The following is a 13245-nucleotide window of genomic DNA, read 5'->3' as shown; positions in this document are numbered from 1 at the left end:
CCGCCGTGCCGTACCCGGGAGTTCCGTGCCGACCGGGAAACCGGTCCGCACCACGCGGACCGGTGTTCCGGTACGCGGCCGCGCCCGAACGCTGCGCCGCGTCACGATGCGGCGAGGTGGGTCTCCACTACGGCGGGTGCAGCGAGGTGACGACGGCAGCCCAGGCTGACGTAGCCGATCGGGGTCTCGGGAACCTTGCGACCGGTCGGGCTCACCGGCCGAGCCCAGCAGCCGGTAGGCGATCGCCTCCAAGCGCCCGGAAGCTCTCGAACAGATCGGCCTCGTGCGTACCGAGCGACATCCGCCCATGGTGGGACGTGCGCAGGCCGCGTCCACTTGCCCCGACCGGTTAGGTACCGCGCCGGCGTTCCAGCGCGTTCGCGATCAGCAATCGGGCACGGTCGCCGTACTCGGCTTGGTCGGCGAGGATCGCGAAGGTCTTCTCGTGCAGCGCGATCTCCGACGGCCGGGTGATGGTCAGCTCGGCCGAGACCGTTTCGGTCAGCACCTGCGCGCGGTCGTAGATCACGAAGTTCGTCGCGGGGGCGCGGTAGTCGGCGCAGATCGGGATGAGGCCCAGCCTGACCCTCGGGTTGGCCATCACCGCGAGCAGGTAGGCGAGTTGCTCGGCCATGGTGGCGGCGTCGCCGACCGTGCGCCACAGCGCGGTCTCGTTGACCACGAAGTGGAATCGGTGTTTCACCCGGAAGAGCACCTGCTTGCGGGCCATGCGCGCGGCCACCGCGTCCTCCAGGTCGTCGCGCCCGCCGGTGACGGCGATGCAGGCGGTCAGGATCGCGCGCGCGTAACCCTCGGTTTGCAGCAGTCCCGGCAGCGTGTCGGGCGCGTACCAGCGGATCTGCGTGGTCTGCGCCTCCAGGTCGATCGATTGCCGTTGCCTGTGCGCGTGTCCGGAGGCGACGCTGCGTTGCCATTCCAGGTACATCGACTGCAGATTGCGCGCGTTGGCGACCAGGTCGTCCAGCACGGCGGTATTGCCGCACGCCTCGCACCAGGCGGCGAGGTCGGCTTCCGAAGGCGTCTGCTTGCCGCCCTCGATCCGGGAGACCTTGCTCGAATGCCAGCCACATCTCGCGGCCAGTTCCAGACCGGTCAGGTGGGCGGCGCGACGCAGTTCACGCAGGCGCGCACCCAGCACCTCGCGTGCGTCCGACACTCCGTTCATCGGGTACGTGCTCGCTCTCGCAATATCGCTGATGATCGATGCCCTTGGGCCACAGCCGTTCCCGCACCTGCAGGCAGCGGGCGACCAGCGCCGGGTCAGTAGTGATCGACAGACCCACGAACGCCCCGTTCTCGGCGAAGGTGTTGAACGCGATCGTGTTCGTGTCGAAAAGCCAGTAGTCGTCGTGCGGCAGGTCCGCCGGCTCGACCAGATGCCGCGGCAGCCAGCGCACTATTTCGCCGGTGGCGATGTTGTCGTCGGTCGCCGACAACAGCCACCGGGTGTAGTCGGAGTGCGGGACCGTCACGACCCTTAGTCGTTCGAGCGCGACCCCGCGACCGGCGGACTCGACCATCAGAGCATCCCAGGCTTTCCATGACTCGGGCTGTTCCTCTCGTTCGTACGCTACTCCGGCGCCGAAGCGGCGCAATGCTTCCTGCTCGTCCTCCAGCACGTAGTTGTCTCTCACCTCCAGATGGAAGGCGCGGAATCGAGCCGCCCGGAAGAGCGGCTCGAAACAGCGGTCGCCTACCACGTGCAGCATCAGCGCACCACCACGGCGGTTTCGTGACAGTCGAGCGTCAACTGGGCGAGCAGTTCGGGATCGGTGACCGGCTCACCGGCCACCAGCACCGCTCCACACGTCCCGCTCGCCTCGACCCGTAGCCGCATCCCCGGCTCCAGCCAGTCCAGCAACTGGTGTGGCACGAGAACCGTCCCGGTCCGGTCGGTGGCATCGCCCTGCACCACGAGCACGCCCGTGTCGGTGGCGTACACGGCGGGACAAGCTCCATGGTCGGATCCGGATCCGAGAAGTCGCAGGTTCATAGCTGATCCTTTGCGAGAGCTGGCGGACGATGTCGTGCAATCGTCCCCACCGCAGGCGTTGCCGGTCAATGTGGTTCGCAAAGTCGCGCAAAATCGTGGCGGGGGCATCGGTGCGCCTTCTACCGTCGATTCGGCAACTCGGGGCCGCCGCGCCGATGTCGTTCCCCCGGTTGTCCTCTCCCCGAAGGAAAGGCTCCGACATGATGAGACGACCCAGGACTGCCGCTGATTTCGCGGTGCTGGGTGTGCTGGCGCCGGGCGGATTGCTCACCGTCGAGCAACTGGCTCAGCAGGCGCGACTGACCGCATGGTCGGTGCGCAGCGCGTTGCTGCGTCTACAGTCGCGCGGTTTGATCATGGATTGCCGACACCGGGGCCGCTGGGCCATCACGCCGAGGGGCCGGGGCGAGTGGGCCGCGAAGGGGCGGCGATTCACTTTGTGAGCCGAATGGCAGCGCGGTCACGCTGATTCGGCGCCTTCCGGATGTCATGGCGTGCTCGCGATCTCGCGCAGCCTTACGGCGAAGGTGGCCGGATCGTCGGCGAACCCGGTGTGTCCGCCGGGAAACATCGTGGGCGCCATATCGAGCGCCGCGGCCAGCGCGCGCGAGGTGCGATCACAGAACTGCCCGGCGGAATCCGCGCCGATGCCCACGACCAAGCGGGCAGGCACAGCCTGCAGGGCGATGAGATCGGGCTCCCAGGTGGTGGTGCCGCGGATCTCGTTGGCGAACCAATAGCGCTCGCTTGCCAGCTGCCGCGGGTCGCGCTCCGGGCCGAACATCTGCGCGAGCGCCTCCTCCGGCATCGGAATGTTCGCGGACGCGAAGAATTTGCGCCACGCGCCGAGCACATCGCCTGCGGCATAGGTCGCGACGATGTCCTCGGTCGCGGCGCGGTGCGCGTCCCGGTCGGCGAGCAGCGCGTTGATCGGGGGGTCGTGCGCGATCACGGTGGTGACCAGATCGGGACGCGCCTGCGCCAGCGCGAGTGCGGTCACCGCGCCACCGCTGGAACCGAAGACCATGGCGGGCCCGGCGTTCACCTGCGTGATCAACCGGGCGAGGTCGTCGGCGCGCAGTTCCGGGGTCGAGTCCCGGGCGGGATCGTCGAGTGTGCTGCCGCGGTGTCCGCGCGGGTCGGTGGTGAGCACGGTGTGGTCGGCGGCGAGCAGTTCGGCCGCGGGGGCGAACGCGGCGGCGTCCATCGGCGCGCCGACCAGCACCAGCAGCGGACCCGTGCCGCGCAGCTCGTAGTACAGGTGCGCGCCTGGGACGTCGAGCGTTGCGGCGGTGACCGCCAGCGGTATCCGGGTCATGAATTCTCCTCGTGCGATCGGTTTTCCCGTCCGCGAATGCAGACGGTGCGCACGAGTGGGATTCATCGCCAGGCCTCGCCACGATTGCGAAACCTAGGTTCTCTAGGTTATAAACTAATTGTCCTAGTTTCCTGGAGGTGGGCACATGATGGCGCGAGCGGGGCTGACCGCCGAGCGGATCACACGGGCCGCGGCCGATCTCGCCGACGAGATCGGGCTGGACAACGTCACCATGTCGGCGGTGGCCAAGAAGTTCGGCGTTCAGGACGCGAGTCTGTATTCGCACGTCAAGAATCTCCGCGATCTGCGCACCCGAGTGGCCGTGCTGGCCGCCACGGAGAAGACCGAGTCGATCGCCGCCGCGATCGCCGGTCGCGCCGGTCGCGACGCGCTCGCCGCCTACGCCCACGCCTGGCGCGACTTCGCACTGCGCTTTCCCGGCCGTTACGCCGCGACCCAGCTCCCGTTCGACCCCGAGGTGGCGCGCACCGCGACCGGCGCGTTGCGCGCCGTCGAGCTGACCTACGGGATGCTGCGCGCCTACGGTCTGGCCGAACCCGACCGGACCGACGCGGTCCGCCTGCTGCGCAGCACCTTCCACGGATACAGCGTGCTGGAGGCGACCGGTGGTTTCGGGCACGCGCGCCCCACCGCCGAGTCCTGGGAACGCATCATCGACGCCCTGCACATCACGCTCGAGCAGTGGCCGACCGGCGACAAGGAGAAATCATGAGATCCGAGACGGTGAAGGTCCCAGGGGCCACGCTGTACTACGAGGTGAGCGGTGCGGGGCCGGTGCTGCTGTTGCTGCCCGGCAGCGGAGGCGACGCGGCGGTTTTCGATCCCGTCGTCGAGCCGCTCGCCGAACACTTCACCGTGGTGACGGTGGATCCGCGCGGCTACTCCCGCAGTGCGCTCGACCCCGGACCGCCGGCCGACATCGAGGTCGAGGTGCAGAGCGAGGACGCCCACCGGCTGCTGGAACACCTCACGCCCGAAGGCGAAGAGGCGTACGTATTCGGCGGCAGCGGTGGGGCGGTGGTCGCGCTGGACCTGCTCGCCCGGCATCCGCGGCGGTTGCGGCTGGTGATCGCACACGAGCCGCCGTCGTTCGGTGTGCTACCCGACGCCGCCGAGCACAAGGCGTTCGTCGAGGAAGTGTGCGACCTGTTCGCCACCGAGGGGCTGGCCGCCGCGGGCGCGCGCTTCCTCGAGCGGATCGGTGGTGGCGTCGACATGCCGGATCCGGCCGACCTGGCGCCGCGCACCGCCGCGATGATCGAACGGCTGCACGCCAACGCCCCGCGCAGCATCGCGCACGAACTGCGTCCGATCACGTCCTACCTGCCGAACGTGGCGGCTTTGGCGTCGGTCACCGACCGTCTGGTGCTGGGCGCGGGCCGCGACAGCAAGGGCAAGCTTCCCCGCCGTCCCGCGGAGGCACTCGCCGCGCGGCTGCACATCCCGCTGATCGAGTTCCCCGGCGGTCACAGCGGATTCACCGACGCGCCCGCCGAATTCGCCCAGCTGCTGCTGGAACTGCTGCCGGCCGCACGCGTGGGCTGACCGTCGCGCGACAACAGGCACGAAAGATCCCTGTCCTCCCCGGCCATTCGTGGGTCGGCGGCCAGTTCGCGAAACCGAAAACCACGGCACACGCGATCGAGCGAGCCGATTCCGATATGCGCAACTTTCCCTCTGTCCGATTGAGGCATACGGAATCGGCCTACGCGAATGGCCGACTCGTCGCGATCTGTTCCCGTCCCGCGATTCGTCAGAAATTCGTTCCGGCCTACCGCGGCAGGATCATCGACTTCAGATCGGGGAGGTTGCCGATGCGCTGGGTGACGGGCCGTTCCGGCGCATCGGTTTGCGGCGAGCCGGTTTCGCGCAGCCGGGCGCGCACCTCGGCGGGCTTCTTGCGCCCGGCCGCGGCAGCGCTCATTCCTTGGTAACTCGTGACCGCGCCGGCAACGATCGGGGACGCGCTCGAGGTTCCGCTGAACACATCGGTGTACCAGAGGTCCTCGTCCGGACCGCCCTGTAGGTCGCCGTACCCGGTGGTGGTGACTTCCAGGCCCCATCCCTGCACGTCGACTCGCTCACCATAGTTGGAGAATTCCAATCGGGAGCGAGCCGGGCCGTGGTCGCGGCCGTGGAATCCGGGCGGGGGTGCCCCGGCTCCGACGATGATCGCTCCCGAGTCGGCCTCGCCGCCGCGGAACGGATTGCGCCAGGTGCTGGGGAACTCCGCGGGCCGGGTGTCGTAGAGCGCGGCGTCGAGATCCTCGCCGCCGTTCCCACCGGCCTCCACCACGACGACGCCTTTGCCGACCGCGTACCGGATCGCCGCGGCGTCGTCGGGCCACCATTCGATCGCGATGTACCCGCGTTGATCCGCCCGGTTGGCGAAGGCGAAACGCGGTCCGGGACGGTGCACTTCGAGCAGGATCACATCGCCGGGGTTCAGCACGTCCGCGGCCGAGCGGATGGCGGCCGCCGACCCCGATCCGAAGATCGACACCGCGCGGATGTATGCCTCCGGCACGATGCCGGTGATCCCGTAGGCGTTCACGTCGCCGCTGATCGCACCGGCGACGGCCGTGCCGTGGTCGCGCCAGCCCTGCTGCGATGCGGAGCTGCCGCCGATCACACCGCCCTGGTTGACCCGCAAGTCCTCGTGGGTGAACCGCCACGCGCCCTCGATGTCCACCACGCGCACGCCGGTCCCGCGGCCACCGGGCACCGTCCAGGCCCAGCGGGCGTCGATTCCCTGCGGGGCAGCGTCCAGGTAGCCCTGCCGTTCACCGAAATCCGGGGTCACCGGGGGCGCTTCGTCGGTCGAGCGCTCGATGACAGCCACCGCGTCTTCCGGCGCGATCGGCGGTTCGGCGGGCGGCTTCACATACGCCGCCGCCACCTCGTCGGCGGCGCGCAACCGCGCGGCCAGCTCATCGAGCTCGCCGGTGACGCCCTGGACGGAGAAGTAATGGAGGTACTCCGCACCGGCGCCCTCGTGCGCCGTGCCGGTGAGCCTGCGCTCCAAGCGGTTGGCCGGTCCGAAGACGCGCACCAGTTCGGCTCCGGCGGGAAGCAGTTCGCCCAGATGTGCTTGCACGCTGCGGCTGTCGCGCAGGGCGGTCGGTGTGATCGCGGTGTCGGCGCCATGGGTGACCACGATCAGCTCTGCGGGCGACCGGAGCTCGGAATGCTGGGATGCCATGGCTTCCAGTCAACCTGGGTTGCGGATGGCCCGCCACCGGGCGCGGTGTGCGGCTCAGCCGTGCAGGTGCACGGACGGCGCCACGCCAGGTGCCGCGACCGGATCACGTCCGCTGCCCGCGGCGAAGAACGCTTCGGTGGCACCGATCGCGAGCAGGCAGGCTCCGGCCACCCAGCCGAGTGCGTCCAGGGACTCGAACGGCAGCGCACCGACCAGCACGCCGAATGCCAGTGTGGCCAGGCCGAACAGCTCCTGCCGCCCGCGACCGGGCAGGTCGTCGAACCACACCGCCACGGTGGCATGGCAGATTCCGCGAATCGCCCACGCCAACCCGATCCAGAACGACAGCAACAGAGTCGAATTCCCACCGGCGAAGCACAACATCCCCAGCAGAGCCGACAGGACCCCACTCACGAGCACCAGCACTCGCAGCGGTGTGGCGAAACGAGCGCCGACCGCGACGACCAGCTGAACAATCCCGTTGAGTAGCAGATAGCCACCGGACAGCAGTTCCGCTGTCGGCAACGACTTGTGCGGCCACACCGCCAGGGCCACACCCATGATCATCGAACAGGCACCGGCCACCAGTACCGTCTGCCGCGCTTCGCCGGCCAGTGGTTCCGTACGCCCTTCGACTTCGGTTTCGGGCATAGCTACATGGTATGACCGAGTCCGGGGTTAGCGATCTATTTGCCCCGGCTGGGCGCCTGTTCGTCGTAGGCCGATGGGGCCAGGAGCGAGTCGGCTTTCCCGAATCACCGGGCCGTCCAGAGGAATACGCCGCGTGCGGCGGTCACCTCGTCGACATGCCACGGAGCGCTGACCTTACCGGCGGTCGCCACTTCGTCCGGTGCGGCAGTGGGCTCCAACAGTCGGCCGACCCGCACGATCCGCTCGCCTACCGGGATGTCGGTGTAGGACGTTCCGTCGTGCGGGGATCCGAGTCCGTGTGCGAGGGAGAGCGTATGACCGACATGCCCGAGTCCTCCTCCGAGTCGCACACTGCGTACCGGGAGTCTGGACCGGGCATTGCGCTGGTCAGCCGTCGTGGCGATCGTCCGGTTCGGTAGCGGCCGATTTGCGGCGAGTCTCGGCGAGCAGTTCGTCGAGTTGGGCTTCGGCGCGTTCGGCGCGGGCGAGGGTCTGGGTGCGGGCCTCGTCGAGCGCTTGGAGACGCTCGGCGGTTTCGGCGCGTGCCTTCTCTACGGCGGCGGCGGCCTCGGCTCGGGCGGCGGCGAGTTCGGCCGCCGCGGCGCGACGGGTTTCGGTGAGTTCGGCCCGGGTGGCGTCGAGCTCGGCGCGGACTCGGCGCCATTCGGCGCGTGCCTCCTCGGCGGCTTCGGCGCGCTCGGCGGCGGCTTGTTCGGCGCGCTCGGTCGCTCGTTCGGCGTCGGCCGCGCGCTGCGCGGCGAGATCGCGTTCGGACCGCGCGGCCGCGACCCGCGCCGCCGCTTCCTGCTGGGCGTGCGCGATCTCGGTTTCCGCGCGGCGCTCGGCGCGCTGGACTTGTTCCGCGGCTTGCTGTTCGATGCGTTCGGTCTGCTCGGCGGACGCGCGGCGCGCGGCGCGGACCTCGGCTTCGGCGTCGCTGCGTGCGGCGAACACCTCGTCGGCGGCCTGTTTGGTGACCCGTTCGACCTCGCGCAGCGCGTCGTCGCGCGCCGAGTTCGCCTCGGCGATCAGCGCTTCGGCCTGTTCGGCGGCGCTTGCCGCGTCCTCGGCGGCGGATTCGGCCAGGTCCCTGGCCTCCTGCGCCTCCCGCCGCGCCTGCTCGGCCGCCACGGTAGCGCCTTCCGCCTCCGCGATCCTCCGTGCCGCGTCGACCTGGACTGCCTGCACCTGGGCCTCGGCGATGGCGGGATCGGCGAGCGTGGACAACTCCGCGACGGCGGCATTCAGCGTGGTGTTCAGCTGTTCGGCGAGCCCACGGAACTGGGTGAGCAACTCATCGGCGCGCAAGCGGGCGGCGGTCACCGGGCCCGGTTGCGTCACAGTGACGGCAGCGGTCGTCTCTTCCGATTCCTGTTGCTGCCGTTGCCGTTCCCGCCAGGCGCGCCAGCGCGTGTGATCGGCGCGGTCACAGTACTCCGAGGGACGGCCGGGCCCCGCTCCTCGCGTGATGGGACGGGAACAGCCCGGATAGTTGCACACGTTCGACACCACGAAATCGTAGCGTTTGTTTCGTTTTTCATGACGAATCTCTACGAAACGAAATCCACGTGTCGAACTCGCCCGGACCGGAGGGCCGGTGAGTAGTCGCGCATGTCCTGACCGCCGATAAGTGAACCTTATCGGCGGTCAGAGGTTCCAGCGAAGATCGAGTTCTCCGAAACTAATTCGTTTCGTAGCGTTTGTGATGACGAAACAAATTACAAACGGAATCCCTCGAAAACTGGGTACCCCTGGACGCGCCCCCTCGACCGCAGCAGCGGCGGCCTCGCTACGCCACGCGTTGCCGAACCGGCCCAGGGCTGCGGCCACCGCGCATCTCAGCGCAGTTCGGCCGACGAACCGAGCGACGCGAAAAGCCTCCAAGCGGTTTGTCCGAGACCCGAACGTCCGCCAACGTCACTGTGACGCTTGATGAATGGAGCTGAGTTGAGTGGCCTAGATCAGCTCCTATTGCCACTCCCCGGATGTCTAACGGGCGGCCACTGACCACCGACGTGATCCCAGCACTCACCGGACCGCGGCGATCAGGCACCGCACCCCGGAGGCTCGCGCACCAATCGCCGCCCGGACGCTCAGCAACCCCGAGTACAAGACCCTCGGCTCGCCGCTGAAGCCGCGGCCGTTCCAAGAGACAGAGCGACCCGTAGCCCAGCGTGGGTTCGCCTCCGCCGAGCGAGCCTGGAGTGTGATCCACGCCGCTGGTCGATGCTGTCAGGAATTCGGGGGCTGTCTCGTTCAGGGAGTGCGCGAACAAGACAGGAGCGAACCATGAAGCATCGCATCGTCGTCCTCGGAGCCGGATACGCCGGAGCCTTCTCCGCCGGATACCTGGCCCGCCAACTCCACTCCGACGACTTCGAAATCACCGTCGTCAACGCCGAAGCCGATTTCGTCGAGCGGCTGCGCCTGCATCAGCTCGCCGCCGGGCAGGATCTCCGCCACCGGCCGCTGGCGGAGGTGTTCGCGGGCACCGGCATCCGGCTACGAGTGGCTCGGGTGACCGAACTCGACGTCGAGCACCGGACCGTCGCCATCGCCGACAACCGGGGCATCGACCGGCTCGAATACGACACCCTCCTCTACACGCTCGGCAGCACCGCCGCCGACCACGGCATTCCGGGCGTCGACGAGCACGCCTTCCACGTGGCAGCGCGGCCGGCCGCGCTGCGCCTGCGCGCGCGCCTGGATGAGCTGGGCGAGGGCGGGAAGTTGCTGGTAGTCGGCGGCAACCTGACCGCGATCGAGGCCGCCACCGAGTTCGCCGAATCCCGTCCAGGACTTCGGGTCAGCCTCGCCACCAGCGGCGAACTGGGCGGCTGGCTGGGCCCGAAGGCCCGCCGTCACCTGCTGCGTGCCTTCGATCGATTCGACATCACAATCCACGAGCACACCACCATCGAACGCGTCGAGGCGTCGGCGGCGATCGCCGCCGACGGCACCGCTTTCGCCTCCGACGCGACCGTGTGGGCCGCCGGCTTCGCCGTGCACCCGATTGCCGCCGCCAGCGGCCTCGCGGTAGAACCCAACGGCCAGATCACGGTCGACCGCCAGATGCGGTCGGTCTCGCACCCGGATGTCTACGCTGCCGGTGACAGCGTCTTCATCATCGGCGATAACGGTCTGCCGTATCCGATGTCCTGCGCTTCCGCGGGACCCACCAGCAAGCAGGCGATCGCCTCGATCGTCGGGGACCGGACCGGACGCAAGATCACACCGGCCTCGCTGTCGTATATCGGCAACCACATCAGCCTCGGCCGGAAGGACGGGATCTTCCAGCTGGTCGACGGTGACGCGCGATCGAAGCCGGGGGCCCTCCGTGGCCGGACCGCCGCGCGCGTCAAGTCTGCGATCCTCGGGACTGCCGCCTGGAGCGTGAGCCATCCCACCGTCGGAAAGCCGAGTCACAAGTACCGCCTGGCCACCACCCGAGAGCACGCGCCCGACGTGGTCGCCGGATAAAGTCCTGCCCATGGACACTGCCACCGTGGCGCGTTTCGAGGCCAGCCGGAATCGGCTGGCCTCGCTCGCCTATCGTCTGCTCGGCTCGGCTGCCGACGCCGAGGACACGGTGCAGGATGCGTTCCTGCGGTGGCAGGCCGCCGACCGGGACCGTGTCGAGGCCCCCGAGGCATGGCTGACCAAGATCGTCACCAATCTGGCGCTCGATCGGCTCCGTTCGGCGAAGGTGCGGCGCGAACGCGCGGTCGGCGCCTGGATGCCCGAACCGCTCCTCGACGGTGACCCGATGCTGGGCCCGGCCGACACCGTCGAGCAGCGCGAATCGGTGACCCTGGCGGTGCTGATGCTCATGGAACGTCTGTCGCCGGTCGAACGGGCTGTGTACGTGCTACGCGAAGCCTTCGCGTACAGTCACGCCGAGGTAGCCGAGATTCTCGGCATCACCGAGTCCGCCAGTCAGCAACACGCCCACCGAGCGCGGCGTCGAATCGCCGCCGCTCGCAACGACACTGACATCGACCATGGCTCCGCCCGTCGAATCGTCGAGGCTTTCATCGATGCCGCCTCCTCGGGCCGGACCGAACGCCTCGTCGCGCTGCTGACCAACGAGGCGACCGGCACCTCCGACGGCGCCGGCGGGCTGGCCGAGAAGCTGATCCGGTACTCGACCCCGCAGCAGATCGCCAGCGCGGTGCGGGCCGGTCTCACACCGTCTCCGGCAAAGCGGAGACTCGTCGGTGGTTCGCCCTCGATCCATGCCGCCGTGGTCAACGGCTGCCCGGCAATGATCTTCACGCTGGACGACCGGGTCTTGGGCGTCACGATTCTGGAGATCCGTGACGACAAAGTCGCAGGCGTGCGCGGCATCGCCAACCCGGACCGACTCGCGCGCCTCACCGAGGAATGGCAGCGGCGTGAGCATGATGCCCCGCTGATCGAATCGTGGTAACCGTCCGTCCGACACTCGATCTCGCATTCACGATCAATTGCCGTCGAACCGACCGGCGAGCTCCGCGGCTCGGCCGTGTTCGACGTCGTGGGTGGCGCTGAGCAGAGTGACGTGGTGCATGCACGCCACGGCCTGCTGGTGATCTTCGCCCCCTTCACCGCCCTCGCCATGACGCGCAAAGGCACACGGGCGCAGTCAAAGGTGGGTTGGTACCAACTCAGTGCTGGCAAGCAGCTTGATCGCCGAACACAGGGGCGGGTCCGACTACGCGATCGCGGGGCGAGCCCCGAGCCGGCAAATCAAGTGATCTGAGTCACACCATGTCAGGATGTTCGACGTTGCGGTGTCTTGTGTTCGAGCCTCTCGGAGCGAAGGAAGACATCATGAGCAAGAACATCGATGTGGTTGTGATCGGCGGCGGGTACGCCGGTGTGATGGCGGCCAATCGTTTGACACAGCGTGACGACGTGACTGTGACCGTGATCAATCCGCGTCCGGTCTTTGTCCCGCGGCTGCGGTTGCACCAGCTGGTGGGCGGGACGCACGACGCGGTCGTCGACTACACGGAAGTCCTCGCCGCGGGTGTCCAGCTGGTCGTCGACAGCGCGAGACGGATCGACGCAGCTGGGCGCAGTGTGTGCCTGGCCGAGGGTGGCACGATCGGCTACGACCACCTGATCTACGCGGTCGGCAGCGGCTGCGCGGACTCGCAGGTGCCCGGTGCGGATGAATTCGCCTATCCGATCGCGACTTTGGAGGCGGCGCAGCGGCTGCGGTCGGCGCTGTTCGACACGCCGATGTCTGCGGCGGTGACGGTCGTCGGGGGTGGTCCGACCGGCATCGAGACCGCCGCGGAGCTGGCGGAGCAAGGTCGCACCGTCACGTTGGTCTGCGGCGGTCTGCTCGGCCCCTATCTGCACCCGAAGGCTCGGCGCACCGCCCGCAAGTACCTCGCCGAGCTCGGGGTGAGCGTGCTCGAAGGCGCCGATACGTCGGTGACCGCGGTGCGCAAGGACGCGGTCGAACTGCGCGATGGACGGACGGTGCCGAGTCGGGTCACCATCTGGTCGGTGGGCTTCGGTGTGCCGGATCTGGCCGAGCGTAGTGGGTTGCGTACCGACGCCGCCGGGCGGCTGCTCACCGACGAAACGCTGACCAGCCTCGACGACGAGCGCATCGTCGCGGCGGGCGATTCGTCGGCACCTTCGGATCTGCCGTTCCGGATGAGTGCCTACGCCGCGGGATGCCTGGGCGCCCATGCCGCCGACACCGTGCTGAGTCGGATCGCGGGTGAGCAGCCTGCGCCGATCGACCTGTCGTTCCCGGCCATGTGCCTCAGCTTCGGCCGGGACGCCGGGATCTTCCAGCTCGGCCACAAGGACGACACCGCCATGCGGCTCTACTTCAGCGGATTCGCGGGCAAGAAGCTCAAGGAGTTCGCCTGCGAAGCCAGCGTCAAGCACCTGGTGACCGAAGCACGCAAGCCCGGCTCGCACCACTGGCCCAAAGACGGCAAGCACCGGCCGCAGCTGTTGCGGGGTCAGCGCGACGACGTGGCTACACCGGTCGCGTAGGACAACGCTACCGCCGTCGTCGCGCCCGGCCACCGG

15 protein-coding genes are annotated in these 13245 nt (G+C 68.7%); 7 read left to right on the top strand and 8 right to left on the bottom strand.

What is annotated here, in order from left to right:
• Positions 1-349: 349 nt before the first annotated feature.
• Genes IU450_RS22555 through IU450_RS22545 form a run of 3 tightly spaced genes read right to left on the bottom strand, consistent with a single transcriptional unit; the run spans position 350 to position 2014 of the window.
• Entirely contained in the window at positions 350-1186 is an 837-nt protein-coding gene (locus tag IU450_RS22555; protein WP_195151733.1) for a helix-turn-helix domain-containing protein, read from the bottom strand.
• Positions 1137-1730, bottom strand: a complete 594-nt coding sequence (locus tag IU450_RS22550; protein ID WP_195151732.1) for a DUF6879 family protein — start codon at positions 1728-1730, stop codon at positions 1137-1139. The genes IU450_RS22555 and IU450_RS22550 overlap by 50 nt, the downstream gene beginning before the upstream one ends.
• On the bottom strand, positions 1730-2014 hold the full coding sequence (locus tag IU450_RS22545) for a hypothetical protein (protein WP_043725354.1): 285 nt from the start codon (positions 2012-2014) through the stop codon (positions 1730-1732). The genes IU450_RS22550 and IU450_RS22545 overlap by 1 nt, the downstream gene beginning before the upstream one ends.
• A gap of 200 nt (positions 2015-2214) precedes the next feature.
• Here IU450_RS22545 and IU450_RS22540 point away from each other — a divergent pair, with 200 nt between their 5' ends.
• The gene (locus IU450_RS22540) at positions 2215-2457 is read left to right on the top strand and encodes a MarR family transcriptional regulator (RefSeq protein ID WP_157230012.1); all 243 of its coding nucleotides are present in this window, start codon (positions 2215-2217) and stop codon (positions 2455-2457) included.
• 44 nt (positions 2458-2501) lie between these two features.
• Here IU450_RS22540 and IU450_RS22535 read toward each other — a convergent pair whose 3' ends face one another.
• Positions 2502-3332, bottom strand: a complete 831-nt coding sequence (locus IU450_RS22535) for an alpha/beta fold hydrolase (RefSeq protein ID WP_195151731.1) — start codon at positions 3330-3332, stop codon at positions 2502-2504.
• Between the two features lie 145 nt (positions 3333-3477).
• Here IU450_RS22535 and IU450_RS22530 point away from each other — a divergent pair, with 145 nt between their 5' ends.
• Together IU450_RS22530 and IU450_RS22525 are read left to right on the top strand one after the other, a co-directional pair.
• On the top strand, positions 3478-4065 hold the full coding sequence (locus tag IU450_RS22530; protein WP_324197772.1) for a TetR/AcrR family transcriptional regulator: 588 nt from the start codon (positions 3478-3480) through the stop codon (positions 4063-4065).
• Positions 4062-4898 (top strand): alpha/beta fold hydrolase, encoded by an 837-nt coding sequence (locus IU450_RS22525; RefSeq protein WP_195151730.1) that lies wholly within the window; start codon positions 4062-4064, stop codon positions 4896-4898. The genes IU450_RS22530 and IU450_RS22525 overlap by 4 nt, the downstream gene beginning before the upstream one ends.
• Before the next feature lie 226 nt (positions 4899-5124).
• Here IU450_RS22525 and IU450_RS22520 read toward each other — a convergent pair whose 3' ends face one another.
• The 4 genes from IU450_RS22520 to IU450_RS22505 form a co-directional block, all read right to left on the bottom strand.
• Positions 5125-6555: a S8 family peptidase gene (locus IU450_RS22520; protein ID WP_195151729.1), complete on the bottom strand. Its 1431-nt coding sequence runs from the start codon at positions 6553-6555 to the stop codon at positions 5125-5127.
• Between the two features lie 54 nt (positions 6556-6609).
• A complete protein-coding gene (locus tag IU450_RS22515; RefSeq protein ID WP_195151728.1) occupies positions 6610-7206 on the bottom strand; it encodes an HdeD family acid-resistance protein in 597 nt (198 codons plus the stop codon).
• Between the two features lie 104 nt (positions 7207-7310).
• On the bottom strand, positions 7311-7556 hold the full coding sequence (locus IU450_RS22510) for a hypothetical protein (protein WP_195151727.1): 246 nt from the start codon (positions 7554-7556) through the stop codon (positions 7311-7313).
• Between the two features lie 37 nt (positions 7557-7593).
• Positions 7594-8529, bottom strand: coding sequence for a hypothetical protein (locus IU450_RS22505; protein WP_324197771.1), 936 nt, complete (start codon positions 8527-8529; stop codon positions 7594-7596).
• Positions 8530-9495: 966 nt separating this feature from the next.
• Between IU450_RS22505 and IU450_RS22500 the strand changes: the two genes are divergently transcribed.
• The 4 genes from IU450_RS22500 (at position 9496) to IU450_RS22485 (ending at position 13209) form a co-directional block, all read left to right on the top strand.
• Positions 9496-10686 carry an NAD(P)/FAD-dependent oxidoreductase gene (locus tag IU450_RS22500; RefSeq protein WP_195151725.1) on the top strand — a complete coding sequence of 397 codons (1191 nt, stop codon included), beginning with the start codon at positions 9496-9498 and terminating at the stop codon, positions 10684-10686.
• A gap of 10 nt (positions 10687-10696) precedes the next feature.
• Complete coding sequence (sigJ, locus tag IU450_RS22495; RefSeq protein WP_195151724.1) at positions 10697-11635, top strand: RNA polymerase sigma factor SigJ; 939 nt, start codon at positions 10697-10699, stop codon at positions 11633-11635.
• Between the two features lie 75 nt (positions 11636-11710).
• Positions 11711-11947 (top strand): hypothetical protein, encoded by a 237-nt coding sequence (locus IU450_RS22490; protein WP_195151723.1) that lies wholly within the window; start codon positions 11711-11713, stop codon positions 11945-11947.
• 71 nt (positions 11948-12018) lie between these two features.
• On the top strand, positions 12019-13209 hold the full coding sequence (locus IU450_RS22485; protein ID WP_195151722.1) for an NAD(P)/FAD-dependent oxidoreductase: 1191 nt from the start codon (positions 12019-12021) through the stop codon (positions 13207-13209).
• The last annotated feature ends 36 nt before the right edge of the window (positions 13210-13245 follow it).

Source organism: Nocardia abscessus, assembly GCF_015477775.1.
Lineage (GTDB): Bacteria > Actinomycetota > Actinomycetes > Mycobacteriales > Mycobacteriaceae > Nocardia > Nocardia abscessus_A.
Note: the sequence above shows the minus strand (reverse complement) of the source record. Positions and strands in the feature narration are given on the sequence as shown.

What these genes read in the sequence shown, in the direction of transcription:
- IU450_RS22555 (WP_195151733.1), bottom strand. Translation starts at nt 1,186, where the DNA reads ATGAACGGAGTGTCGGACGCACGCGAGGTGCTGGGTGCGCGCCTGCGT.
- IU450_RS22550 (WP_195151732.1), bottom strand. Translation starts at nt 1,730, where the DNA reads ATGCTGCACGTGGTAGGCGACCGCTGTTTCGAGCCGCTCTTCCGGGCG.
- IU450_RS22545 (WP_043725354.1), bottom strand. Translation starts at nt 2,014, where the DNA reads ATGAACCTGCGACTTCTCGGATCCGGATCCGACCATGGAGCTTGTCCC.
- IU450_RS22540 (WP_157230012.1), top strand. Translation starts at nt 2,215, where the DNA reads ATGATGAGACGACCCAGGACTGCCGCTGATTTCGCGGTGCTGGGTGTG.
- IU450_RS22535 (WP_195151731.1), bottom strand. Translation starts at nt 3,332, where the DNA reads ATGACCCGGATACCGCTGGCGGTCACCGCCGCAACGCTCGACGTCCCA.
- IU450_RS22530 (WP_324197772.1), top strand. Translation starts at nt 3,478, where the DNA reads ATGATGGCGCGAGCGGGGCTGACCGCCGAGCGGATCACACGGGCCGCG.
- IU450_RS22525 (WP_195151730.1), top strand. Translation starts at nt 4,062, where the DNA reads ATGAGATCCGAGACGGTGAAGGTCCCAGGGGCCACGCTGTACTACGAG.
- IU450_RS22520 (WP_195151729.1), bottom strand. Translation starts at nt 6,555, where the DNA reads ATGGCATCCCAGCATTCCGAGCTCCGGTCGCCCGCAGAGCTGATCGTG.
- IU450_RS22515 (WP_195151728.1), bottom strand. Translation starts at nt 7,206, where the DNA reads ATGCCCGAAACCGAAGTCGAAGGGCGTACGGAACCACTGGCCGGCGAA.
- IU450_RS22500 (WP_195151725.1), top strand. Translation starts at nt 9,496, where the DNA reads ATGAAGCATCGCATCGTCGTCCTCGGAGCCGGATACGCCGGAGCCTTC.
- sigJ (WP_195151724.1), top strand. Translation starts at nt 10,697, where the DNA reads ATGGACACTGCCACCGTGGCGCGTTTCGAGGCCAGCCGGAATCGGCTG.
- IU450_RS22485 (WP_195151722.1), top strand. Translation starts at nt 12,019, where the DNA reads ATGAGCAAGAACATCGATGTGGTTGTGATCGGCGGCGGGTACGCCGGT.